General features: G+C 73.0%; 20 protein-coding genes and 1 pseudogene. 13 read left to right on the forward strand and 8 right to left on the reverse strand.

Going from position 1 to position 23447, the window contains the following annotated elements:
- The first annotated feature begins 75 nt into the window (after positions 1-75).
- Together IG62_RS0118365 and IG62_RS0118370 are read left to right on the forward strand one after the other, a co-directional pair.
- Positions 76-894: a TIGR04222 domain-containing membrane protein gene (locus IG62_RS0118365; protein WP_030803710.1), complete on the forward strand. Its 819-nt coding sequence runs from the start codon at positions 76-78 to the stop codon at positions 892-894.
- An 84-nt stretch (positions 895-978) separates the two neighbouring features.
- Positions 979-2664, forward strand: a complete 1686-nt coding sequence (locus IG62_RS0118370; RefSeq protein WP_030803716.1) for an alpha/beta hydrolase — start codon at positions 979-981, stop codon at positions 2662-2664.
- Positions 2665-2728: 64 nt separating this feature from the next.
- Here IG62_RS0118370 and hemQ read toward each other — a convergent pair whose 3' ends face one another.
- Together hemQ and hemG are read right to left on the reverse strand one after the other, a co-directional pair.
- On the reverse strand, positions 2729-3490 hold the full coding sequence (gene hemQ / locus IG62_RS0118375) for a hydrogen peroxide-dependent heme synthase (protein WP_030416221.1): 762 nt from the start codon (positions 3488-3490) through the stop codon (positions 2729-2731).
- 2 nt (positions 3491-3492) lie between these two features.
- Positions 3493-4968 carry a protoporphyrinogen oxidase gene (gene hemG, locus IG62_RS0118380; protein WP_030803717.1) on the reverse strand — a complete coding sequence of 492 codons (1476 nt, stop codon included), beginning with the start codon at positions 4966-4968 and terminating at the stop codon, positions 3493-3495.
- Between the two features lie 140 nt (positions 4969-5108).
- Here hemG and IG62_RS0118385 point away from each other — a divergent pair, with 140 nt between their 5' ends.
- Both IG62_RS0118385 and IG62_RS0118390 read left to right on the forward strand, forming a co-directional pair.
- The gene (locus IG62_RS0118385; RefSeq protein WP_063755372.1) at positions 5109-6176 is read left to right on the forward strand and encodes a DUF4349 domain-containing protein; all 1068 of its coding nucleotides are present in this window, start codon (positions 5109-5111) and stop codon (positions 6174-6176) included.
- A 96-nt stretch (positions 6177-6272) separates the two neighbouring features.
- Positions 6273-7469 carry a thiolase family protein gene (locus IG62_RS0118390; protein WP_030803721.1) on the forward strand — a complete coding sequence of 399 codons (1197 nt, stop codon included), beginning with the start codon at positions 6273-6275 and terminating at the stop codon, positions 7467-7469.
- A gap of 34 nt (positions 7470-7503) precedes the next feature.
- Here IG62_RS0118390 and IG62_RS0118395 read toward each other — a convergent pair whose 3' ends face one another.
- Positions 7504-8034: a hypothetical protein gene (locus IG62_RS0118395; RefSeq protein WP_051798221.1), complete on the reverse strand. Its 531-nt coding sequence runs from the start codon at positions 8032-8034 to the stop codon at positions 7504-7506.
- A gap of 205 nt (positions 8035-8239) precedes the next feature.
- Here IG62_RS0118395 and IG62_RS0118400 point away from each other — a divergent pair, with 205 nt between their 5' ends.
- Entirely contained in the window at positions 8240-9625 is a 1386-nt protein-coding gene (locus IG62_RS0118400; protein ID WP_030803727.1) for an FAD-dependent oxidoreductase, read from the forward strand.
- Between the two features lie 30 nt (positions 9626-9655).
- Here IG62_RS0118400 and hemE read toward each other — a convergent pair whose 3' ends face one another.
- Positions 9656-10723: a uroporphyrinogen decarboxylase gene (hemE, locus tag IG62_RS0118405; RefSeq protein ID WP_030803730.1), complete on the reverse strand. Its 1068-nt coding sequence runs from the start codon at positions 10721-10723 to the stop codon at positions 9656-9658.
- A gap of 102 nt (positions 10724-10825) precedes the next feature.
- On the opposite strand from hemE, the gene IG62_RS0118410 reads away from it, so the two are divergent.
- The 3 genes from IG62_RS0118410 to IG62_RS0118420 all read left to right on the forward strand — a co-directional run bounded on the left by IG62_RS0118410 (position 10826) and on the right by IG62_RS0118420 (position 13756).
- On the forward strand, positions 10826-11482 hold the full coding sequence (locus tag IG62_RS0118410; RefSeq protein ID WP_030803732.1) for a DUF3000 domain-containing protein: 657 nt from the start codon (positions 10826-10828) through the stop codon (positions 11480-11482).
- Positions 11483-11734: 252 nt separating this feature from the next.
- On the forward strand, positions 11735-12397 hold the full coding sequence (locus IG62_RS0118415) for a response regulator transcription factor (protein WP_006602452.1): 663 nt from the start codon (positions 11735-11737) through the stop codon (positions 12395-12397).
- A 78-nt stretch (positions 12398-12475) separates the two neighbouring features.
- A complete protein-coding gene (locus IG62_RS0118420; protein WP_030803737.1) occupies positions 12476-13756 on the forward strand; it encodes a ribonuclease D in 1281 nt (426 codons plus the stop codon).
- A 44-nt stretch (positions 13757-13800) separates the two neighbouring features.
- Here IG62_RS0118420 and IG62_RS0118425 read toward each other — a convergent pair whose 3' ends face one another.
- Positions 13801-14460 (reverse strand): PepSY domain-containing protein, encoded by a 660-nt coding sequence (locus IG62_RS0118425; RefSeq protein ID WP_030803750.1) that lies wholly within the window; start codon positions 14458-14460, stop codon positions 13801-13803.
- A gap of 261 nt (positions 14461-14721) precedes the next feature.
- On the opposite strand from IG62_RS0118425, the gene IG62_RS0118430 reads away from it, so the two are divergent.
- From IG62_RS0118430 to IG62_RS0118440, 3 genes are all read left to right on the forward strand, one after another.
- Entirely contained in the window at positions 14722-15948 is a 1227-nt protein-coding gene (locus tag IG62_RS0118430; RefSeq protein ID WP_030803752.1) for a thiolase family protein, read from the forward strand.
- Positions 15945-18080: a 3-hydroxyacyl-CoA dehydrogenase NAD-binding domain-containing protein gene (locus tag IG62_RS0118435; RefSeq protein ID WP_030803756.1), complete on the forward strand. Its 2136-nt coding sequence runs from the start codon at positions 15945-15947 to the stop codon at positions 18078-18080. Before IG62_RS0118430 ends, IG62_RS0118435 begins: the two co-directional genes overlap by 4 nt.
- A 102-nt stretch (positions 18081-18182) precedes the next feature.
- Positions 18183-18569 (forward strand): hypothetical protein, encoded by a 387-nt coding sequence (locus IG62_RS0118440; protein WP_030803759.1) that lies wholly within the window; start codon positions 18183-18185, stop codon positions 18567-18569.
- A 43-nt stretch (positions 18570-18612) separates the two neighbouring features.
- Here IG62_RS0118440 and IG62_RS50155 read toward each other — a convergent pair whose 3' ends face one another.
- Complete coding sequence (locus tag IG62_RS50155; protein ID WP_420711071.1) at positions 18613-19434, reverse strand: helix-turn-helix transcriptional regulator; 822 nt, start codon at positions 19432-19434, stop codon at positions 18613-18615.
- 57 nt (positions 19435-19491) lie between these two features.
- On the opposite strand from IG62_RS50155, the pseudogene IG62_RS50160 reads away from it, so the two are divergent.
- Both IG62_RS50160 and IG62_RS47270 read left to right on the forward strand, forming a co-directional pair.
- Positions 19492-19737, forward strand: a pseudogene (locus IG62_RS50160) (NAD(P)-binding domain-containing protein); the annotation flags it as partial.
- Between the two features lie 214 nt (positions 19738-19951).
- Positions 19952-20173 (forward strand): NAD(P)-dependent oxidoreductase, encoded by a 222-nt coding sequence (locus tag IG62_RS47270; RefSeq protein WP_030803765.1) that lies wholly within the window; start codon positions 19952-19954, stop codon positions 20171-20173.
- 94 nt (positions 20174-20267) lie between these two features.
- On the opposite strand, the gene IG62_RS0118455 is transcribed toward IG62_RS47270, so the two are convergent.
- Together IG62_RS0118455 and IG62_RS0118465 are read right to left on the reverse strand one after the other, a co-directional pair.
- A complete protein-coding gene (locus IG62_RS0118455) occupies positions 20268-21803 on the reverse strand; it encodes an amino acid permease (RefSeq protein ID WP_051798223.1) in 1536 nt (511 codons plus the stop codon).
- Positions 21804-22001: 198 nt separating this feature from the next.
- Positions 22002-23447, reverse strand: a 1446-nt coding sequence (locus IG62_RS0118465; RefSeq protein ID WP_037838548.1) for a 1-deoxy-D-xylulose-5-phosphate synthase N-terminal domain-containing protein, incomplete at its 5' end; no start/stop codon positions are given.

Consider the following 23447-nt stretch of genomic DNA (forward strand, 5'->3'; position numbering starts at 1 on the left):
GAAGGGACGTGACGTGCTCCACATACGGGGAAAATTAATGGCCATTGTCATGGACCTTCCCGTAGAAAATGGACCATGTGGCTTCTCTTCCTCCTCGTCGCCGCGGTCGCGGCGGTGTTCTCCTGTGCGCGGGTGTGCCGGGCCGCGGTCGCCGCGGCCCGGACCGGACGGCCGGCCCGCCCACCGGTCTCCGCTCCGGTCCCGGACCCGGCCGGTGACGACGGGCACGCGCCCGGCCTGACCCTCTACGAGATGGCCTACCTCTCCGGCGGGCCGCAGCGGCTCGCCGATGTGGTCCTGGTGCTGATGGCCCAGAAGCGTCGGCTGCTGCTCGCCCACACCGGCTGGGCCACCGTCGTCGAGCCGGTCGCACAGGATCCGGTCGAGCAGGCGACGCTCAGCGCGATAGGCCCGGACGGACAGCGCCCGATACCCGCGGTGCGGGAAGCCCTGGTGGCCGACGAGGCGGTACGGGCGGTGGCCGACAAGCTGGTGGCCGACGGGCTGGCACTGCCGGCCGCGGCCCGCCCCGGCATCCGCAGCGGGGTCCGCCAGGTGTGGGCCGCCGCCCTCCTGGTCGTAGTGGCCGCCGCCGCGGCCCACTGGATGGCACCGCCCGGCGCGGACACCGCGCTGCTCCTGGGGTGGTTCTCGCTGCCGCTGGTGCTCTGCCTCGGGACCCTGGCCGTGGCCCGCTTCGAGCTCCACCCGTACCGGGACTGGGCCACCGACGCGGGCGAACAGCGCCTTCCCGGGAAGGCCGATCCGCCCGGCTCACGGCTCCCCTCCGCCCCTCTGGCACCCCTCACCTCCCTCATCTCCCTCGCCCTGAACGGCCCCAGCGCCCTCACCGATCCCGCCCTTCGCGCCGCGCTCCACTCTTCCGGGGCATAGCGCCCGACACCGGTGCCCGGTGCTTTACATCGCCAATCACCGCCCCAACTATCCCTTTTGTATGCACACACGAAGGGACGGCCAGTGAGAGCACTTGCGTTGTACGGCACCATCGGGTCGCTGATCGTGACCGCCCTCGCCACTGCCCCGGCGGGCGGCACCACGCAGGTGGCCGGGGCGCCGCCCGCACCCGTCGCGCACCGCCTCGATTTCGGCCGGTGCGCGCCGGTGGAGCATCTGCCGTCGTCCGTCGAGTGCGGCCAGCTCACCGTCCCCCTCGACTACGCGCGCCCCGACGGCAAGAAGATCCAGCTCACGGTCAGCCGGGCGCGCGCCACCGCGCACCGCGAGCGGCAGGGCTCGCTGGTGTTCAACCCGGGCGGCCCCGGCGCCTCCAGCCTGGAGTTCCCGCTCTACGGCACGCTGCCCAAATGGAGCAGGCTGGCCCGGGCCTACGACTTCGTCGGCTACGCGCCGCGCGGGGTGGGCCGTTCGGCGCCGCTGTCGTGCCAGGACCCCAAGACGTTCGCCACGGCGCCCACCGACAGCCGGATGTACCCCGACGCGGCGTTCAAGCGGAAGAAGAGGGAACAGGCCAGGGCGTATGCCCGGGGCTGCGCCCGGCGGGCCGGCGCGGACCTGCCGTTCTACAACTCGGTCAACAACGCCCGGGACCTGGACATGCTGCGGGCCGCCCTCGGTGAGAAGAAGCTGACCTTCATCGGTGCCTCGTACGGGACGTACTTCGGGGCGGTGTACGCGACGCTCTACCCCGGCCATGTGCGGCGGATGATCTTCGACAGCGTGGTCAACCCCGACCCCCGGCAGATCTGGTACCGCAACAACCTCGATCAGGACATCGCCTTCGAGCGCCGCTGGGGCGACTGGCTGCGCTGGGTCGCCAAGCACGACGACCACTACCACCTCGGCAAGACCAAGAAGGCCGTGCAGCAGGCGTACGACACGGCCTCCGGGAAGCTGCGCCGCCATCCCCTCAACGGCAAGCTCGGCGCCGGCGAGCTGCAGTCCGCCTTCCTCAAGACCGGCTACAACGACGGTTTCTGGCCGCTGCGCGCCGAGGCGCTCGCGAGCTATCTGCACGGCGACCCCAAACCGCTGATCGCCCAGGCCCTGCCCCACGAGACCGGCGCCAAGGACGCGGAGAACGCCAACGCGGTCTACACGGCCGTGGAGTGCAACGACGCGCCCTGGCCGCGGTCCTGGCGGACCTGGGACCGGGACAACACCGACGTCGCCGAGATCGCGCCGTTCGAGACCTGGGACAACGCCTGGATGAACCTGCCGTGCGCGTTCTGGCCGGAGCGGACGCAGTCCGCGGCGGCCGGGGTCGCGGCGGCGGCCCGCCGGGTGGAGCAGGGGTCGGGCCAGGAGCTGGCGGACGCCGCCGGCCATGCGGCCGCCACCGAGCTGGACGGGGCGCTGCACGGCCGGCGCCTCCCGCTCGACGTCCACACGGAGCCCGGTGCGCTGCCGCCGGTGCTGCTGCTGGCGGCCGAGCGGGACGCGGCGACGCCGTACCGGGGCGCGCTGGAGCTGCAGCGCCGGCTGCCCGGCTCGTCGCTGGTCACCGAGAACGGCGCGGGCACGCACGGCATCGGCTTCGGCGAGAACGACTGCGTGAACCGCTACGCCGAGGCGTATCTGCTGCACGGGAAGATCCCGGCGCACAAGGTGTACTGCGCGCCGCGCGCGGAGCCGGTGCCGGGGCAGCAGACGGCCCGGGCCCAGCACGCGCGCCCGGGGAAGTAGCGGAAAACGACCGACGAGTGGGCCGCCCCGGGGCAGGGGCGGCCCACTCGTCCGTGCCGGGAGGTCAGGCCAGCCCGGCGACCAGTTCGGCGACCGCCTTGCGACGGCCGGTGTAGAACGGGACCTCCTCGCGGACGTGCATCCGCGCCTCGGAGCCGCGCAGGTGACGCATCAGGTCGACGATGCGGTAGAGCTCGTCGGCCTCGAAGGCGAGCACCCACTCGTAGTCACCGAGCGAGAACGACGGCACGGTGTTGGCGCGGACGTCCGGGAAGCCGCGGGCCATCTTGCCGTGGTCGGCGAGCATCCGGCGGCGGTCCTCGTCGGGGAGGAGGTACCACTCGTAGGAGCGCACGAAGGGGTAGACGCTCACGTAGGCGCGGGGCCGCTCGTCGGCCAGGAAGGCCGGGATGTGCGCCTTGTTGAACTCGGCGGGGCGGTGCAGCGCCATGTTGGACCACACCGGGTCGAGCGCGCGGCCGAGCCGGGTGCGGCGGAAGAGGTTGTAGGCGTCCTGGAGGGCGTCCGAGCTCTCCGAGTGCCACCAGATCATGACGTCGGCGTCGGCGCGCAGGCCGGAGACGTCGTAGGTGCCGCGGACCACCACGTCCTTGGCGGCGAGCTGCGCGAACAGCTCCTCGACCTCGTCGGCGTAGCCGGTGCGGTCCTCGGGGAGGACGTCGCGCAGCTTGAACACCGACCAGAGGGTGTAGCGGATGACCTCGTTGAGGTCCTTGGCCTTCTTGCCGGCGTTCGGTGCCTTCTCGGGCGCCGCAGGGGTCTGCGGTGCGGAAGCGGGGGTGGAAGCGTCTGTCATGTCGTCCATTCTCACTCGCCGGGGAGGCCGGCCGGCCGCAGGGTGCCGAGGATGTCCTCCGCGGCCTTGCGGGCCGAGGCGATACAGGCCGGGATACCGACGCCGTCGTAGAGCGCCCCGCACACCCGCAGGCCCGGCAGCTGCCCGACGGCCTCCCGGATGCGAGCCACCCGCTCCAGATGGCCGACCGGGTACTGGGGCAGGCCGTCCTCCCAGCGGGTGATCCGGGCGGCGACCGGCGCGGCGGTCAGCCCGATCGCCTCGCGGAGGTCGGCGCGGGCCAGGTCGGCCAGCTCGGCGTCCTCGCGCGCCAGGTCCGCCTCGTCGCCGTACCGGCCGAGGGAGGTGCGCAGCACGAAGAGCTCCGGGGCGGCGCGGTCGATCCAGCCCCACTTGTTGCCGGCGAAGGTGGCGGCCTTGATCTTGCGGCCGTCGACCGGCGGTACGAGGAAGCCGCTGCCGGCCGGCTGCCGCTCCAGCTCGGAGCGGCGGAAGGCCATGGTGACCAGGGCCATCGAGGCGTATTCGACGGTGGTCAGTTCGCGGGCGGCCGGCGCGCAGTCCCGGGCGAGCAGCCGGGCGGCGTCCGGCGCGGGGGTGGCGAGGACGACCGCGTCGGCGGTGAGGGCCGCACCGTCGAGCTCGATCCGCCAGCCGTCGGCGGACCGCCGGACCTCGACGACCGGTGTGCCCGTCCGGATCTCGCCGCCCTTGGCCCGGACGGCCTCGGCGACCGCGCCGGGCAGTGTGCCGATCCCGCCCTCGATCCCCATGAACACCGGGGCCCCGGGGCCGCCTCCGGCGGCGGCCGGGCCGATCTGGTGCATGGTGGTGGCGGCCCGGGCCTGGATGCCGCGGACGCCCGCCAGCAGCGAACGGCTGGTCCGCGCGGCCTCGAACAGCTGCGGTACGGCGGCCCGCATGGAGATCTTGTACGCATCGCCGGCGTACACCCCGCCCAGCAGGGGCTCCACCAGGCGGTCGACCACCTCACGGCCCAGGCGCCGGGCGACGTACTCACCCACCGCGACGTCCGTGCCGACCTCCGTCCGGGGCAGCTCGGCGTCCTCCTCGATGCGGGCGAGGCCCTCCGGGGAGATGACACCGGAGGCGGCGAGCGGGGCGAGGTCCCCGGGGACTCCCATGACATGGCCCTTGGGCATCGGGCGCAGCGCACCGCGGGTCCAGAGCGAGGCGGTGGCCGTCGTGGGCGGCCGGAGCCGGTCGCCGATCCCGACGGCGCGCGCGAGCTCCACCGCCTCCGGCCGCCTGGCCAGCATCGATTCGGCCCCGAGGTCGACCGGCACGCCCGCGATCTCGCCCACCCGCAGCTTGCCGCCGAGCCGGTCCGACGCCTCCAGGACGGTCACCCGGGCGCCGCCTTCGAGCAGCCGGTGGGCCGCGGCCAGTCCGGAGATACCGCCGCCGATGACGACGACCTGCCCGCCGCCGGTCCCGGGGGGCGTGCTCGTGTGCGCTGCGCTCATGGCTCCACTCTCTCAAAGGGCACTGACAGCGCCGTGACCGGATCGCGACCCGGCACAGCACAACCCCTCTCCGGACGCCCCCGTCGAAGAAGCGCCGGTCGAAGAAGCGCCACCGGCACGTCACTTCGCGGGGAGCGCACATGCGGGGAACAGCACGAGCGGGGCGAACGGCGACGGCGGGGCTGCTGCTCGCCGTCGCCCTGCCAGCTGCCGGGTGCAGCGCGTCGGCCGGCCCGGACACGACCGGGGCGGCGCTGCCCGGCAAGGCGGCGCCGAGCCGGGCGGCGGACGACGGCCGGACCGGTGCGGCCGACGGCCGGGCCGCTGCCCGGGGCGCCGCGGAGGGCGCCGCCGCCCGCCCCGGCGGCAGGTTCGCCAAGGTGCCGACGGCGGCCTCGTCGCAGCTGGTCCGCACCGCGACGCTCACCGTGCAGGCCGAGGACGTCTCCGGGGCGGTGGCCCGGGCGCGGGCGGTCGTCGACGGCGCGGGCGGCTACCCGGCCGCGGAGACCACCGATCGGGACCCGGAGGGGCAGGAGCGGTCGCGGCTGGTGCTGCGGGTGCCGACGACGGAGTACGACGCCGTACTGGGGCGGCTGGCCCGCCTGGGCACCGTGGTGTCCCGCAAGGTCTCGGCGAAGGACGTCACCGGTCAGGTGGTGGACGTCGACAGCCGGGTCCGGACGCAGCGGGCGAGCGTGGCGCGGGTCCGGGCGCTGATGGAGAAGGCGACGTCGATCGGCGACATCGTCTCGCTGGAGTCCGAACTGAGCAGCCGGCAGGCGGATCTGGAGTCCTTGGAGGCGCAGCTGAAGTCGCTCAAGGACCGGACCGCGATGGCCACCGTCACGCTGCTGCTGCGGCAGCCGGACGCCGCCCCCGACGGAGCCTCCGACGACGACGCGAGGTCCTTCGGGGACGCGCTGTCGGGTGGCTGGCACGCCTTCCTGGCGGCCGTGAAGTGGCTGCTGGTGGCGCTCGGTGCGGTGCTGCCGTTCGCGGTGGCCGTGGGGCTGCTGTACGGCCTGTGGCGGCAGGTCCGCGGCCGGCTGCCGTCGGCGTTCCGGCGCCGGGCCCGGGCCGCGGACACGCGGGACGGGCCGGGACCGGCCGCCGGGGAGCATGCCGCGGACGACGGGCCGGCGAACGCGCCAGGAGACCCCGACCGGACCGTGCCGGCCGGGGAGGGTGACCGAGGACCCCATTGACAGCGGGCGGCGGCGGGCAAAGACTCGGTTCGGCGGCGGCGATCTTCGTACCGTCCGCCGACCGTTCGAGAGCCGGGACAGCGAGGACAGCGCCTGATGACCGAGCCACGCCTGCGGGACGTCTACATCGTCGACGCCGTACGGACCCCCGTCGGCAAATACGGCGGCGCGCTGGCCGGCGTCCGGCCCGACGACCTCGCCGCCCATGTGGTGCGGTCCCTGGTCGACCGCACCCCCGACCTCGACCCGGCACGGATCGACGACGTCTGCTTCGGTGACGCGAACGGCGCCGGCGAGGACAACCGCAATGTCGCGCGGATGGCCGTGCTGCTCGCCGGGCTGCCGGTGACCGTGCCCGGCGTCACCGTCAACCGCCTGTGCGGCTCCGGTCTGGAGGCGGTCATCCAGGGGGCGCGGGCGATCGCGCACGGCGATGCGCAGGTCGTGGTGGCGGGCGGGGTGGAGTCGATGAGCCGCGCGCCGTACGTCCTGCGCAAGCCCGAGCGGGCCTTCCCCGCCGGCCATCAGGAGATGTTCTCCTCGACGCTGGGCTGGCGGATGGTCAATCCGCGGATGCGCCCGGAGTGGACGGTGGCGCTGGGCGAGGGCGCCGAGCTGATCGCCGACGCGCACGGCATCACCCGGGAACAGCAGGACGTGTTCGCGCTGGCCAGCCACCAGAAGGCGGTACGGGCCTGGCGGGAGGGCGGTTACGACGCCGAGGTGGTACCGCTTCCCGGCGTCGATCTGCTCCGTGACGAGACGATCCGTGAGGGCTCCTCCCTGGAGGCGCTGTCCAAGCTGAAGCCGGTGTTCCGGACGGCCGGGGGCACGGTCACCGCCGGCAACTCCTCACCGCTCAACGACGGTGCGGCCGCCCTCCTGTTGGTCGACGAGGAGGGGCTGCGCGCCACCGGGCGGGAGCCGCTGGCCAGGATCCGGGCGAGCGCGGTGACCGGTATCGAGCCCCAGCTGTTCGGGCTGGGCCCGGTGGAGGCGGTCCGGCGCGCGCTGGACCGGTCCGGGCGCGGCTTCGCCGATCTGGCCACGTTCGAGCTGAACGAGGCGTTCGCGGCCCAGGCGCTGGGCTGCCTGGGCCAGTGGCCGGACCTCGATCCGTCGGTGGTGAACCCGCGCGGCGGCGCGATCGCCATCGGCCACCCTCTCGGAGCCTCCGGCGCCCGTCTGGCCGGCGCGGTCGCCCACCAGCTCGCCGCCGCGGGCTCCGGCACCGGCCTGGCCGCCCTGTGCATCGGAGTGGGCCAGGGCCTGGCGCTCGTACTGGAGCGGTAACGGGACGTCCGTGCGGCGGCGGGCCCGGGTCGGCTCAGGTGCCCGCCCGGCGCCGGTGGTAGGCGTACGCCAGCACACCCACCAGTGGTCCCCAGGCCAGCAGCGGCAGGTAACAGACCGTCAGGACCAGTTCCTCGGTGGGCGTGTGGCCGGGCGGGAAGCCCGTCAGCAGTACGGAGGCGAAGAAGGAGCAGACGACTCCGGTGGCCGCGAGGGCGCCGAGCGCGGCCGGGACCACCGCGGCCGGCGGCGGCACGGTGCGCCCGCCCAGCAGCGGCACCCGGCGCGGCACCACCTCCCCCCACGGCCGGACCAGTCCCAGCGTCAGCAGCCCGAGCCCCTCGGAGACGATCACGAGGACCAGCAGGTACAGATGCGTCCCGGTGCTCTGAGCGCGGGCCGCGGCGCTGCCGAAGCCCGGGACGGCGAGCACGACCCCGATCCGCCAGAGCCCCGACGGCAGAATGACGAGCGGTACGGCGTGGGCGGCGAGCCGCGCCCACCGCGGCACGTCCGGCGGGGGCCGGCGGGCGGGCGCGGTCGCGGAATTGCGGTGTCCAGTCACCGTTCCAGGGTGGCCACCGCGCCCCGGCCGCACATCGCCCCACGGGCGCGTCACCGCTCCCCCGCGCGGCGGAACACCGCCCGCCCCGGGGACGATCCGGCACCGCCTCACGGGCAGGCGGTAGACGCGCGGGACGACCGGGTACCCAGCAAGCAACGGACCGGCACAACAGGCACCTCAGGCACTTCCGACGAAGGGACATGGCATGGCGACGGCCGAGCGGCTGGTGATCGTCGGGGGCGATGCGGCGGGGATGGCGGCCGCGTCGCAGGCGCGCCGGCTGAAGAAGCCCGAGGAGCTCGCGATCACCGCGTTCGAGCGCAGCCACTTCACGTCCTACTCCGCCTGCGGCATCCCCTACTGGGTGGGCGGCCAGGTCGACGGGCCGGACGCGCTGGTGGCCCGTACGGCGAAGGAGCACCGCGCCCGGGACATCGACCTGCGGATGCGCACCGAGGTCACCGAACTCGACCTGGACCGCGGGCGGGTGCGCAGCCGCGAGCTGGACGACGGCGGGCGGGAGACCTGGACCGGCTTCGACAAACTGGTGCTGGCCACCGGCGCGACGCCCAAACGGCCCCCGCTGCCGGGGATCGACGCCCCCGGCGTGCACGGCGTGCAGACCCTGGACGACGGCCAGGCGCTGCTGGACACCCTGGAGAAGTCCGCGGGCCGGCGGGCCGTGGTCGTCGGGGCGGGCTACATCGGCGTGGAGATGGCCGAGGCGCTGATTCAGCGTGGTTACGAGGTCACCGTCCTGGAGCAGGCCGACCAGCCGATGTCTACCCTCGACCCGGACATGGGGGCGCTGGTCCATGAGGCGATGTGCCGGATGGGCATCGAGACGGTGCTCGGCGCCACCGTCACCGGCGTACTGACCGACGAGGGGGGTAGGGCCCGGGCGGTGACCACCGAGGACGCCGAGTACCCGGCGGACGTGGTGGTCCTGGGGCTGGGCGTACGGCCGGAGACCACACTGGCCGAGGCGGCGGGGCTGGCGCTGGGCGAGTCCGGCGGGCTGCTCACCGATCTGGCGATGCGGGTGCGCGGCCACGACACCGTGTGGGCCGGCGGCGACTGCGTCGAGGTCCTGGACCTGGTCTCGGGCCGCACCCGCCACATCGCGCTGGGCACCCACGCCAACAAGCACGGCCAGGTCATCGGCGCCAATGTGGCCGGTGGCTATGCGACCTTCCCGGGCGTGGTCGGCACGGCCGTCAGCAAGGTCTGCGACCTGGAGATCGCCCGGACCGGGCTGCTGGAGAGCCAGGCGCACACCGCCGGACTGCGGTTCGTCGCGGTCACCGTCGAGGCCACCAGCCGCGCCGGGTACTACCCCGGCACCCGGCCGATGACCGTCAAGATGCTCGCCGAGCGCCGGACCGGCCGGCTGCTCGGCGTGCAGATCGTCGGCCGGGAGGGCGCCGGGAAGCGCGTGGACATCGCCGCGGTCGCGCTCACCGCCGGGATGACGGTGGAGCGGATGACCGCCCTCGACCTGGGCTACGCCCCGCCGTTCTCCCCGGTCTGGGACCCGATCCTGGTGGCCGCCCGCAAGGCCGCGGGGGCGGTGCGGGCTGCGGGCGGCTGACCGCGGACCGGCGTACCGCTCAGGTACCGGTCAGCGCGCGGTCTGCGTGTGCACGTACTCCACGAGCCGGGTCAGCGCATCCGGGTCGGTGGTCGGCGGGACGCCGTGGCCGAGGTTGAAGACATGGCCTTCGAGTCCGGCCGCCGCGTCGAGCACCTCGCGGGCCTTGACCTCGATCGCCTCGGGCGTGGAGAAGAGGATCGCCGGGTCGAAGTTGCCCTGCAGCGCCTTGCCGGGGCCGACGCGGCGCGCGGCCTCGTCGAGCGGCACCCGCCAGTCGACGCCGACCACGTCCGCGCCGGCCTCGCCCATCAGACCGAGCAGCTCACCGGTGCCGACACCGAAGTGGATGCGCGGCACGCCGTACGACTCGACGGCCCGGAAGACCTTCGCCGAGGCGGGCATCACGGACCGGCGGTAGTCGGCCGGGGCGAGCGCGCCCACCCACGAGTCGAAGAGCTGCACGGCGCTCGCACCGGCCTCGATCTGCACCTTCAGGAACGCCGAGGTGATCTCCGCGAGCCGGTCGAGGAGATCGGCCCACAGCTGCGGGTCCCCGTACATGAGCGCCTTGGTGTGCTCGTGGTTGCGGGACGGGCCGCCCTCCACGAGATAGCTGGCGAGCGTGAACGGCGCGCCCGCGAAGCCGATCAGCGGCGTCGGGCCGAGCTCGGCGGTGAGCAGCCCGATGGCCTCGGTGACGTACCAGACGTCCTCCGGAGTCAGATCACGCAGCTGCGCCAGGTCGGCACGCGAACGGATCGGGTCGGCGATGACGGGGCCGACGCCGGGCTTGATGTCGAGGTCGATGCCGATGGCCTTGAGCGGGACGACGATGTCGCTGTAGTAGATGGCCGCGTCCACGTTGTGGCGGCGCACCGGCTGCAGCGTGATCTCGGTGACCAGCTCGGGCCGCATGCACGAGTCCAGCATCGGAATGCCCTCGCGGACCTTGCGGTACTCGGGCAGCGAGCGGCCGGCCTGACGCATGAACCACACCGGCGTGTGCGGTACCGGCTCACGCCGGCAGGCCCGGAGGAAGGCCGAGTCGTGGGTACCGGTCTGCTGCTGGCCCGCGGGGCTCTGGTTGGCGCTCACGCCCCAAATCTTCGCATGCGCTCCGGGGCGCCTCCGAATGGGCGACGCGTGTACCGGGTGTCCTCCCCGTATGCGGGCCCGGTTCCGCCTAATCTTCCGGGCATGGCTGCGGCTCACGAACACCTCGCGGACAGCGCGGACGAGGCCCCGATCCCCTTCCGTCAGGCGGTCGAGGCGCTCCGCGCGGCACGACTGCGGCCGGAGGTCGAGATCGACCCGGCACCCGCGCCGAAACGGCTCGCCCCGTACGCGTACGCGCTGGAGGCGGCGGTCGTCGAGCGGGCGACGGCGCCGGGCGAGGAGGACCGCGATCTCGCGGACGGCCGGCTGGTGCTGCTGCACAATCCGGCCGGCGAGGACGCGTGGCACGGCACGTTCCGTCTGGTGACGCTGGTGCGGGCGGAGCTGGAGCCGGAGATGGGCGCCGATCCGCTGCTGCCGGAGGTGTCCTGGTCCTGGCTCACGGGTGCGCTGGAGGCCCGGGGGGTGCGGTACGGCGCTCCGAGCGGCACGGTGACCCGGGCCGGGTCGTACTACTTCGGCGGGCTCGCGGCGCGCGAGCCGGCGACGCAGATCGAGATCCGGGCGTCCTGGACGCCGGCCGAGGGGCCCGGCGGGGCGCTGGATCTGGGCGTGCACCTGGCGGCCTGGTGCGATCTGCTGGCGCAGGTGGCGGGGCTGCCGCCGGCCGCGCCGGACGCGGCACCGCGCGGCGGGGTGGTCCCGTTGCCGCAGCGCCGCGGTGCCCATCCCCGCTGACCGCCGTCGCGGCGGGCCGCGCTCCGGCCGCATTGATCACGTTCGCGCCGGCTCTGATCACCTCGGTATGCACTGGGTGCCCACCTGATCGATCACGCATCCGATTTGCCCGAATTGCCCCTAACTAAATCGTGATCAAAGTCTAAAGTCCCGCCGGATTGCTGCCGAAGAGGTCAGTGACCCTTCAAACACGGATCATTCCGGCTCCCCCCAGTCGGCTTCCGTCCCCCCGCCACTCCCCCAGGAGGCCCGGTGTCTGTTCTCCTTGAGCAACCTTCGAGCCTGGTCGCCTACCGCCCGAACAAGCCGACGGCCATGGTCGTCGTGGCCGACCCCCGCGTCCGCTCCACCGTCACCCGCCACCTGTGGGCCCTCGGTGTGCGTGACGTGATCGAGGCGTCGTCCATCGCGGAGGCGCGCCCCCGCGTCGGCAACCCGCGTGACATCTGTGTTGCCGACGTCCACCTTCCCGACGGCTCCGGTCTCACCCTGCTGTCCGAGACCCGGGCGGCCGGCTGGCCCAACGGTCTCGCCCTCTCCGCCGCCGACGACATCGGCGCCGTCCGCAACGCCCTGGCCGGCGGCGTCAAAGGCTATGTCGTCACCGGAACCCGCACCAACCTGGGCATCCCGGGCCGTCCGGGTACCTCTCCCATCGGGGCCAACGCGGCCCGTATGCAGCGCCGTCCTCCGGGCGCCCCCGGGCACCCCGGCGGCTACCGGGAGTTGTCGGGCCGTGAGGTCGAGGTGTTGCGGCTGGTGGCGGAGGGCCAGTCCAACAAGGCCATCGGCGTGTCGATGGGGCTGTCCGCCCTCACCGTCAAAAGCCACCTCGCCCGGATCGCCCGCAAGCTGGGCACCGGCGACCGGGCCGGAATGGTCGCGGTCGCGCTGCGCACCGGCATCATCCACTGACCCCTTTACACGACCGGCTCGCCCGTCGAGGGAACGTTCCCTCGACGGGCGACGTGCATACACAGATACCCTTGACTGGTGACCGACGCCCAAAAGACCGCAGCAGACACGACACTGCGAGCCCCCGGAGACTCCCCTCCGGATCCCCGACCGGCGCCGGTCCCTCTCCTGGAGCCCCGTGAGGGCATTCCCCCGGTGGTCGCGACGGACGAGGCGCTCGCCGAGGTGGTGGCGGCCTTCGCGGCCGGCACCGGCCCGGTGGCCGTCGACGCCGAGCGCGCCTCGGGCTACCGCTACGGCCAGCGCGCCTACCTCGTGCAGCTGCGCCGCGAGGGCGCCGGCAGCGCGCTGATCGACCCGGTCGGCTGTCCCGACCTGACGGCCCTGGGCGAGGCGATCGGCGACGCCGAATGGGTGCTGCACGCCGCCACCCAGGACCTGCCGTGCCTGCGTGACATAGGGATGGTCCCCACCCGGCTGTTCGACACCGAGCTGGCCGGGCGGCTGGCCGGCTTCGCCCGGGTCGGTCTCGGCGCGATGGTCGAGAACGTCCTCGGCTTCGCGCTGGAGAAGGGCCACTCCGCGGTCGACTGGTCCACCCGCCCGCTGCCCGAGCCCTGGCTGCGCTACGCCGCGCTCGACGTCGAGCTACTGGTGGACCTGCGTGACGCGCTGGAGGAGGAGCTGACCCGGCAGGGGAAGCTGGAGTGGGCCCACCAGGAGTTCGCGGCGATCGCCGCCGCTCCCCCGGCGCCGCCCCGCAAGGACCCCTGGCGCCGTACCTCCGGCATGCACAAGGTCCGCCGGCGCCGCCAGATGGCGGTCGTACGGGAGTTGTGGACGGCCCGCGACCAGGTCGCCCAGCGGCGCGACGTCTCGCCGGGCAAGGTGCTGGGCGACGCCGCGATCGTGGAGGCGGCGCTGAACCTCCCGCCCAACAGCCACGCACTGGCCGCGCTGCCCGGCTTCGGCCACCGCATGGGCCGTCGCCAGCTGGAGCAGTGGCAGGCCGCCGTCGACCGTGCCCGCGCGCTCCCCGAGAGCGAGCTGCCGCAGCCCGGCCAGCCGCTCAACGGCCCCCCGCCGCCCCGCTCCTGGGCCGACAAGGACCCGGCCGCCGCGGCCCGGCTGGCGGCCGCCCGCGCCGCGGTCACCGCGCTGGCCGAGGAGCTCAACCTGCCGCAGGAGAACCTCATCACGCCGGACACCGTCCGCCGGCTGTGCTGGGAGCCGCCCGCCGCGCCCAGCCACGAGTCGGTCGCCGAGATCCTCACCGGCTACGGCGCCCGCCCCTGGCAGATCGAGCAGGTCGCCCCGATCCTCACCGAGGCCCTGCTGACGGACGCCGAGGACGGCTGAGCCGCCCGGCCCACCACCGCGCCGACCAGGACCGATCCGTCAGATCAGTCCTGGTCGACGTGCATCCGGAGGACCTTGCGGTTGGTCGCGTCGATGTCGTAAGTGGTCTTGTTCCAGTCGTCGGTGGTGACCACGTCGACGGACCAGGCCGCCTTCTTGCTGCCGTTGTCGGCCTCGCCCAGCTCCAGGGAGCTGACCGTGCCCTTCGTCTTCGCGGTGGCCGTTTCGGCGGCCTGCTGCGCGGTGACGGTGGCCTCGTCGAGCCGGGCGGCCAGTTCCTTCTTGTCGTCGGCGTCGTCCGACTCGATGTGCGGCGGGTCGGCCTTGCCGGAGACCGCGTCGACGCGGACGGCGTGCGCGGTTCCGTCGGACGTCGCGACCACCGTCCGCCAGTAGGGGCTCTTCGGCGGGCCCTTGAGTTCGGCCGCGACCGGCTCGGAGGCCGGCACCGCGGCGACCGCCGCCTTCAGGGCCCGCGCGTAGTCCACCTTGGCGGCCGGGATGAGCGCCTTCCGTTCGGTCTGGTCCGCGGTGAGCGTGGTGCCCGGTGAGCCGGGGGCCGAGGCGGCCACCGCCCGGGAAGGGGCCGCGCTGTCCCGGCCGGGCGTCCCGGTGCCCTTGGTGTTCCCGTTTCCGCAGCCCACCAGCAGGGCGCCGCCCACGGCGACGGCGGCACAGAACGCCGCACTCCTCTTTGTGTCCATACCGTCACTTTAAGTGTGACTTGGTGTGGTTTGCGCCAGGACCCGACGACATCCGGACGTTTTCGATCACGGGTTCCCCGCCGCCCCGTTCCCCGCCGGCGGCGCGCCGGCCCGGCCGCCCCACACCTCCATCCGGTGTGACCTTCACCGCTCCGGGCGGTGGGGGTGGGCAGGCTGGTTACCCGTAAGTAGCATGTCGGTGGGAAGCGTCCCTGGGGGCGCCCCGCAGCAGTGCCATCCCGCACCTGGAGGAGAGCCAACGTGCCTCGTACCGCTAGGGACGTCGTCTTCGTCGACGGCGTCCGCACCCCGTTCGGCAAGGCGGGCCCGAAGGGCATCTACCACGAGACCCGCGCCGACGACCTGGTCGTGAAGTCGATCCGGGAGCTGCTGCGCCGCAACCCCGGTCTCGACCCGGCGAAGATCGACGAGGTCGCCATCGCCGCCACCACCCAGATCGGCGACCAGGGCCTGACCCTCGGCCGCACCGCCGGCATCCTCGCGGGCCTCCCGCAGTCGGTGCCCGGCTACTCCATCGACCGCATGTGTGCCGGTGCGCTGACGGCCGTCACGACCACCGCGGGCTCCATCGCCTTCGGCGCCTACGACGCCGTCATCGCCGGCGGTGTCGAGCACATGGGCCGTCACCCCATGGGCGAGGGCGTCGACCCCAACCCGCGGTTCGTCTCCGAGAAGCTCGTCGACGAGTCGGCCCTGTTCATGGGCATGACCGCGGAGAACCTCCACGACCGCTACCCGCACATCACCAAGCTGCGCGCCGACGAGTACGCGGTGCGCTCGCAGGAGAAGGCCGCGAAGGCGTACGCCAACGGCAAGATCCAGCAGGACCTGGTCCCGATCTCGGTGCGCAACACCAACGCCGAGGTGGGCGAGACCGGTTGGGGTCTGGTCACCGCCGACGAGCCGATGCGCCCGGGCACCACCCTGGAGAACCTCGCGGGCCTCAAGACCCCGTTCCGTACGCACGGCCGGGTCACCGCCGGTAACGCCGCCGGTCTCAACGACGGTGCCACCGCCTCGATCATCGCGTCCGAGGACTTCGCCCGGGAGCACGACCTCCCGGTGAAGATGCGCCTGGTCTCCTACGCCTTCGCGGGCGTCGAGCCCGAGGTCATGGGCTACGGCCCGATCCCGGCGACGGAGAAGGCGCTCGCCAAGGCGGGCCTCGGCATCGGCGACATCGGCCTGTTCGAGATCAACGAGGCGTTCGCCGTCCAGGTCCTCGCCTTCCTCGACCACTACGGCATCGCGGACGACGACGAGCGGGTCAACCAGTACGGCGGCGCCATCGCCTTCGGCCACCCGCTGGCCTCCTCCGGCGTCCGGCTGATGACCCAGCTGGCCCGCCAGTTCGAGGCGCAGCCCGAGGTCCGCTACGGCCTGACCACCATGTGCGTCGGCTTCGGCATGGGCGCGACGGTCATCTGGGAGAACCCGAACCACAAGGACGCCGGAGGCAGCAAGTGAGCACCACCACCACCGCCGAGCTGCTCAAGGGCGCGGCCGAGCTGTTCCCGGACGAGGTCGTGACGTCGGCGCACGTCCGCCACCTCGACCTGCCCTTCGGTGCGGGCCGGTTCGCCCTCATCACGCTGGACAACGGCTTCGACCACACCAAGCCGACCACCTTCGGCCCGGGCTCGCTGGCGAACCTCAACGCCGCGCTCGACCAGGTCGAGAAGGAGGCCGCGGACGGCGAGATCGTCGGCGCCGGCATCACCGGCAAGCCGTTCATCTTCGCGGTCGGCGCCGACCTCAAGGGCGTCGAGCTGCTGAAGAAGCACGAGGACGCGCTGGCCATCGGCAAGGGCGGCCACGAGGTCTTCAAGCGGCTCTCCGGGCTCGCCGTGCCGACCTTCGCGTACTACAACGGTGCCGCGATGGGCGGCGGCGTCGAGGTCGGTCTGCACTGCTCGTACCGCACGGTCTCCAAGGCCCTGCCGGCCTTCTCGCTGCCCGAGGTCTTCCTCGGTCTGGTCCCCGGCTGGGGCGGCTGCGCCCTGCTGCCGAACCTCATCGGTGCGGACAAGGCCGTCTCGGTCATCATCGAGAACTCGCTCAACCAGAACAAGCAGCTCAAGGGCCAGCAGGTCTTCGACCTCGGCATCGCCGACGCGATCTTCGAGGGCGCGGACTTCCTGGAGCAGTCGCTGATCTGGACCGCGCAGGTGCTCAAGGGTGACGTCACCGTCGAGCGTCCCGAGGTCGACCGCGGCGAGGCCTGGGACCAGGCCGTCGCCAAGGGCCGCTTCATCGCCGACGGCAAGGTGCACGGCGCCGCCCCGGCCGCCTACCGCGCGCTGGACATCATCGCGGCCGCCAAGAGCGGTGACCTGCAGGCCGGTTTCGACGCCGAGGACCAGGCGCTCGCCGACCTGATCATGGGCGGCGAACTCCGCGCCGGCATCTACTCGTTCAACCTGGTGCAGAAGCGCGCCAAGCGGCCCGCCGGCGCCCCGGACAAGAACCTGGCCCGCCCGGTCAGCAAGGTCGGCGTCGTCGGCGCCGGTCTGATGGCCTCTCAGCTGGCGCTGCTGTTCCTGCGCCGCCTGGAGGTGCCGGTGGTCCTCACCGACATCGACCAGGAGCGCGTCGACAAGGGCGTCGGCTACGTCCACGGCGAGATCGACAAGCTGCTGGGCAAGGGCCGGATCAACCAGGACAAGGCCAACCGCCTCAAGGCCCTGGTGACCGGTGTCCTCGACAAGGCCGAGGGCTTCGCGGACGCGGACTTCATCATCGAGGCCGTCTTCGAGGAGATCGGCGTCAAGCAGCAGGTGTTCGCGGAGGTCGAGGCGGTCGCCCCGGCGCACGCGATCCTCGCCACCAACACCTCCTCGCTGTCGGTGACCGAGATGGCGTCGAAGCTCAAGCACCCCGAGCGGGTCGTCGGCTTCCACTTCTTCAACCCGGTCGCGATCCTGCCGCTGCTGGAGATCGTGCGCGGCGAGAAGACCGATGACGCCGCGCTGGCCACGGCCTTCGGCGTCGCCAAGAAGCTGAAGAAGACCGCGGTCCTCACCAAGGACGCCCCGGCGTTCGTCGTGAACCGCATCCTGACCCGCTTCATGGGCGAGATCCAGAACGTCATCGACGAGGGCACCCCGGTCGAGGTCGCCGAGAAGGCCATCGAGCCGCTGGGCCTGCCGATGTCCCCGCTGGTGCTGCTGGAGCTGGTCGGCCCCGCGATCGGCCTGCACGTCTCGGAGACCCTCAACCGGGCCTTCCCGGACCGCTTCAAGGTGTCGCCGAACCTCAAGGCGGTCGTCGAGGCCGGCAAGCGCGGCTTCTACGTCTACGACAGCGGCAAGCCGGAGCTGGACCCCGAGGTCGCCGCGCTGCTCAAGCAGGGCGACTCGGTGCTGACCGAGACCCAGGTCCGCGACCGGGTGCTCGACGCGGTCGCCGAGGAGATCGGCCTCATGCTCGACGAGGGCGTGGTGGCCGAGGCGCAGGACATCGACCTGTGCCTGATCACCGGTGCCGGCTGGCCCTTCCACCTGGGCGGCATCACGCCGTACCTGGACCGTGAGGGCGTCTCCGAGCGGGTGACCGGCAAGAAGTTCCTGGCCCCGGGCGTGGCCAGCGTGCCCGCGTAACGCGGCTCGGTACGAAGGCGCGGGCCGGCTCGGCGGAGCCGGCCCGCGCTGCCGTATGTCCGGGCAGGGGCCACCGGCGCCCCGGCATGGCAGGGTGGCGCCATGGATACCTTGGTCATCGTCGATGCCGCGAACGTCGTGGGCTCGGTCCCCGACGGGTGGTGGCGGGACCGGCACGGCGCGGCGGAACGGCTGCGCGACACCCTGCCGGCCTACGCCGCGGGCGGGCTGCCGGGCCTCGCCGAACCGCCCCTGGAGCTGGTCCTCGTGGTGGAGGGCGCGGCGCGCGGGGTGACGTCCGTGGAGGGCGTACGGGTGGTTCCGGCGCCCGGCAGCGGCGACGACCGGATCGTGGAACTGGTCGCGGACGAGGGCGCCGGGCGGGACTGTCTGGTGGTCACCGCGGACCGTGGACTGCGCGACCGCGTCCAGGCGCTGGGCGCCCGGGTGACCGGGCCGCGGGCGGTCCGGGGACGCGGACGCGCGTGACGCGCGCGGCGGCCGCGCCCGGCAGCGGCGACGGCGGCCCGGGTCAGGGCGCCGACGGGGCGGCCGGCGCGTCCGCGAGGCTCAGCAGGAGCATCGCGTCGTGGTCCGGGGTGCCGGGCTCGGCCTGGTAGACGACGAGGCGGTGGCCGTCGGTACGGGCCACCGTGTACGCCTCGTAGCTCAGGTCCGTCCGCCCGACCGCCGAATCGGTGAAGCGCTTGCGGCCGTTGGTCCGCGAGCGCACGTCGTAACGCTGCCAGAGGGTCGCGAACTCCATACTCTTGACGGCGAGTTCACCGATCAGGGTGGTGAGGTCGGGCGCGTCCGGGTGGGCGCCGGAGACGGCCCGCAGATGGGCCACCGTCGCCGCGGCGACCTCGTCCCAGTTGCCGTAGAGGGTGCGGGCGCGCGGGTGCAGGAAGGTGTAGCGCGCGGTGTTGCTCTGCCGGACCGGCCACTCCTCGATGCCGGGCAGCAGCCGCATCCCGGCGGTGTTGGCGGCCAGCAGGTCGTTGGACCGGCCCAGTACGTACGCCGGGCAGGGCGCGACGATGTCGAGCATCCGCAGGACGTCCCGGCGCAGGGTCCGCGACGGGGGCTGCGGTTCCGGGGACGGGCCGGGGGCGGCGGCCGGGGACGCCGCGCGGGCGAGCGCGAAGAGATGCGCCCGCTCGTCGTCGTCGAGGCGCAGCACGCCCGCGATGGCCTCCAGGACCGCCGCGCTCGGACGGTTCTGCTTGCCCTGCTCCAGGCGCCGGTAGTACTCGATGCTCACCCCGGCGAGCATCGCCACCTCCTCCCGGAGCAGGCCCGCGGTGCGGCGCCGGCCGGTGGTGCCCGGCAGACCCGCGTCCTGCGGGGCCACCCGGGCGCGGCGGGCACGCAGGCCGGGAGCCCGGCGGCCGCGGTCGCCCGCGCGGAGGTGGTCTTCGAGGTCACGGCCGACGACACCTCCTCCCGCGAGGTGTGGCTGGGGGCCGACGGCATCCTGGCGGGGGCCCCGGCGCCGGCGGTGCTGATCACCTCGGCGACGGTGTCCGTGGGGTGGGTGGAGGAGCTCGCCGCGGCGTGCGCCGGCCGCGGGTCCGTCTTCTTCGACATGCCGCTCACTGGTGGCGCGGCCGGCGCACGGACCGGGAATCTGGTGCTGCTCGCCGGCGGTGACCAGGAGGCGCTGCCGCCGCTCGCGCCGGTGCTCGACGCGGTCTCCAAGGAGGTCAAGCACTTCGGGCCGGCCGGCGCGGGCACCCGTTTCAAGCTGGTGCTGAACGCCCTGCAGGCGATCCACCTGGCGGGCTTCGGGGAGGCGCTGCGGCTGGCGGAGGCGGCCGGGCTGGACCACCGGGCAGGTCGGTGCGGCCCTGCTGGACCGGCCCGGCGGTGTGGTCACCGAACTGGCCTGGAGCAGCTATCTGACCCCGCCGGAGCCGGTCAACTTCTCGGCGGAGTGGGCCCACAAGGACCTGGAGTACGCGGCCCGCATGGCCGGCGGGCTCCCGCATCCGGTCCTGGACGGCGTGCTGTCCCTGTTCGGGACGGCACTGGCCGAGGGCCGCGGCAAGGAGGACTGGAGCACGGTCAACCCGACGGCGGCCGGTTCGTAAGGGGCGTTGCGTAAGGAGTTCTCACGGATCACCCGGGTCGGGCAGGTCCGGTCGGGGTCCCGGCCGGCCCGGGTGATCCGTGGGACGGGCCGCGCTAGGCGTTGTTCTGCCGGTTGCGGAGGCCGAGGCGGCTGTGCGATCTGCCGTAGAGGAAGTAGATGACGAAGCCGATCACCATCCAGATCGCGAACCGGATCCAGGTCTCGGCGGGCAGGTTGAGCATCAGCCAGAGCGAGGCGAGGACCGACAGCAGCGGCACCACCGGCACCCACGGGGTGCGGAAGGAGCGCGGCAGGTCGGGGCGGGAGCGGCGGAGCAGGATGACGCCGACGGCGACGACCACGAACGCGAAGAGCGTGCCGATGTTGACCAGTTCGGCGAGCACGTCGATCGAGGTGAAGCCGGAGACGACGGCGACGGTGACGCCCAGGGCGATGGTCGAGCGGTAGGGCGTGCCGAACCGCGGGTGGGCGCGGGAGAACACCCGCGGCAGCAGCCCGTCCCGGCTCATCGCGAAGAACACCCGGCTCTGGCCGAGCAGCAGGATCATGCAGACCGAGGTCAGGCCGACCGCGGCGCCGAAGCTGATGACGTCGGCGAAGAACGGCTTGCCGAGGTCCTTGAACGCGTCCGCGAGCGGGGCGTCGACCGAGAGCTTGTGGTAATTCTGCATGCCGGTGACCACGACCGAGACCGCGACGTACAGCAGGGTGCAGATGGCCAGGGAGCCCAGGATGCCGCGCGGCACGTCGCGCTGCGGATGGCGGGTCTCCTCGGCGGCGGTGGCGACGACGTCGAAGCCGATGAACGCGAAGAAGACCACGGCCGCCCCGGCGAAGATGCCCATGGTTCCGAAGTGGGACGGGGTGAACCCGAAGATGAGCTCGATCAGGGGTGCGGACGCCCCGGCGCCGGCCGCGGTCGGCTGGCTGGGCGGGACGAACGGGTGGTAGTTGGCGCCGCTGATCAGGAAGGCCCCGGCGATGATGACCAGCAGGACCACGGTCACCTTGATCGCCACGACCACGCCGGTCACCCGGGAGGACAGCTTCATCCCGAGGACGAGGATGCCGGTCAGGACGAGCACGAGGACACAGGCGAGCAGATCGAACCCGAAGCGGCCCTCGTGCGTGCCGGCGAGACCGGTGGGCAGATGCCATCCGGCGGTGTCCAGCAGGGAGCGGATGTAGCCGGACCAGCCGACCGCGACCACCGCGCAGCCCAGGGCGAGCTCCAGGATGAGGTCCCAGCCGATGATCCAGGCGGGCAGCTCGCCCAGCGAGGCGTAGGAGAAGGTGTAGGCCGATCCGGCGACCGGCACGGTGGAGGCGAACTCCGCGTAACACAGTGCCGCCAGCGCGCAGACCACGCCGGCGGCGATGAAGGACAGCGCGACGGCCGGTCCGGCCTGTTCCTTGGCGATCTTTCCGGTGAGGACAAAGATGCCGGTGCCGATGATGACACCGACGCCGAATACGGTCAGGTCGAGCGCCGAGAGGGACTTCTTGAGGCTGTGTTCCGGCTCTTCGGTGTCCTGGATCGACTGCTCGACGGATTTGGTGCGGAACAGGCCGCTGTCCCGCCGCGCCGTGTGTCGTGGTCCGATGTGTGGTCCGTGCTGTGTGCTCATGGGCGAACCTCCGCCTGGACGACCCTGGCAACTCTCCTGAACTGACCGAGTCTCCGCAATGGCGTGAAACAGTCAGCTTCGGCGGGCCCCCTGGCGGTGGGGATTCACCCGATGGGGTGCGGTTGCCGTGATGCCGATGGGCCGGGCGGAACATCCGTACGGATGACCGGCCGGCCCATCGGCGGCAGTGCGCGGGAGTCAGTCGCGGGCGACCTCGGCGGGCTCCGCCGTGCCCTGGGCACCGGCGGCGTCCTGGGCCGACGCGGCGCCGGCGGCGTCCTCGTCGCGGTTGTCGATCTTGGCGACCAGGCCGGTCACCTGGCGGGCGATGTCGGGGGCGGTGAGCCCGATCTCCGCCATGACCTCCTTGCGGGAGGCGTGGTCGAGGAACCGCTCGGGGATGCCGAAGTCCCGCAGCGGCAGGTCCACACCGGCGTCCCGCAGTGCCTGCGCGATCGCCGAACCGACGCCGCCACTACGGGAGTTGTCCTCGACGGTGATGACGACCCGGTGCCGGGCCGCCAGACCGGGCAGCGCCTCGTCGACCGGCTTGACCCACCGCGGGTCCACGACGGTCGTGGAGATGCCCTGCTTGTCGAGGAGGTCGGCGATCTCCAGGCACATCGGGGCGAGCGCACCCACGGACACCAGCAGCACGTCCGGCCGCTCGACGGCGCTGGCGGGCTCGCGCAGCACGTCCATGCCGCCGACCCGGCGCACCGCCTCGACGGCGGGGCCGACCTTGCCCTTGGAGTAGCGCACGACGGTCGGTGCGTCCTTGACCTCGACGGCCTCGCGCAGCTGCGCGCGCACCTGGTCGGCATCGCGCGGGGCGGCGATCCGCAGGCCCGGGACGACCTGGAGCAGGGACATGTCCCACATGCCGTTGTGCGAGGCGCCGTCGTCGCCGGTGACGCCGGCCCGGTCCAGGACGAAGGTGACACCGCACCTGTGCAGTGCGACGTCCATCAGGATCTGGTCGAAGGCGCGGTTGAGGAAGGTGGCGTAGACCGCGAAGACCGGGTGGAGGCCGCCGGTGGCCAGGCCCGCACGGTCCGCCTCGTCCTGCTCGGCCGGCTTGTAGCCGCGGCCCTTCTCGGTGAGGCAGTGCACGATGACCGGGCCGCCGAACCGCTTGGCGCGCTGCAGCGCGGACTCCAGGGCCTCCATGTCATGGCCGTCGATGGGGCCGACGTACTTCAGGCCCAGGTCCTCGAACATGCCCTGAGGGGCGATGAAGTCCTTCAGGCCCTTCTTGGCGCCGTGCAGGGTCTCGTAGAGCGGTTTGCCGACGACCGGGGTGCGCTCCAGCAGGTCCTTGCCGCGGGCCAGGAAGCGCTCGTAGCCGTCGGTGGTGCGCAGGGTGGCGAGGTGGTTGGCCAGCCCGCCGATGGTCGGCGCGTAGGAGCGCTCGTTGTCGTTGACGACGATGACCAGCGGGCGGTCCTTGGCGACCGCGATGTTGTTCAGCGCCTCCCAGGCCATCCCGCCGGTCAGCGCGCCGTCGCCGATGACCGCGACGACATGGTCCTTCTTCCCGCGCACCTGGTTGGCCTTGGCCAGACCGTCCGCCCAGCCCAGGACCGTCGAGGCGTGGCTGTTCTCGATGACGTCGTGTGCCGACTCCGCCCGCGAGGGGTAGCC

The sequence above is a fragment of the Streptomyces sp. NRRL S-337 genome, from assembly GCF_000720175.1.
Taxonomy (GTDB): Bacteria; Actinomycetota; Actinomycetes; order Streptomycetales; family Streptomycetaceae; genus Streptomyces; species Streptomyces siderophoricus.

Coding starts and splice junctions, on each gene's coding strand:
- IG62_RS0118365 (WP_030803710.1), top strand. CDS start 76: ATGTGGCTTCTCTTCCTCCTCGTCGCCGCGGTCGCGGCGGTGTTCTCC.
- hemQ (WP_030416221.1), bottom strand. CDS start 3,490: ATGGACGACATGACAGACGCTTCCACCCCCGCTTCCGCACCGCAGACC.
- hemG (WP_030803717.1), bottom strand. CDS start 4,968: ATGAGCGCAGCGCACACGAGCACGCCCCCCGGGACCGGCGGCGGGCAG.
- IG62_RS0118385 (WP_063755372.1), top strand. CDS start 5,109: ATGCGGGGAACAGCACGAGCGGGGCGAACGGCGACGGCGGGGCTGCTG.
- IG62_RS0118390 (WP_030803721.1), top strand. CDS start 6,273: ATGACCGAGCCACGCCTGCGGGACGTCTACATCGTCGACGCCGTACGG.
- IG62_RS0118400 (WP_030803727.1), top strand. CDS start 8,240: ATGGCGACGGCCGAGCGGCTGGTGATCGTCGGGGGCGATGCGGCGGGG.
- IG62_RS0118410 (WP_030803732.1), top strand. CDS start 10,826: ATGGCTGCGGCTCACGAACACCTCGCGGACAGCGCGGACGAGGCCCCG.
- IG62_RS0118425 (WP_030803750.1), bottom strand. CDS start 14,460: ATGGACACAAAGAGGAGTGCGGCGTTCTGTGCCGCCGTCGCCGTGGGC.
- IG62_RS0118440 (WP_030803759.1), top strand. CDS start 18,183: ATGGATACCTTGGTCATCGTCGATGCCGCGAACGTCGTGGGCTCGGTC.
- IG62_RS0118455 (WP_051798223.1), bottom strand. CDS start 21,803: ATGAGCACACAGCACGGACCACACATCGGACCACGACACACGGCGCGG.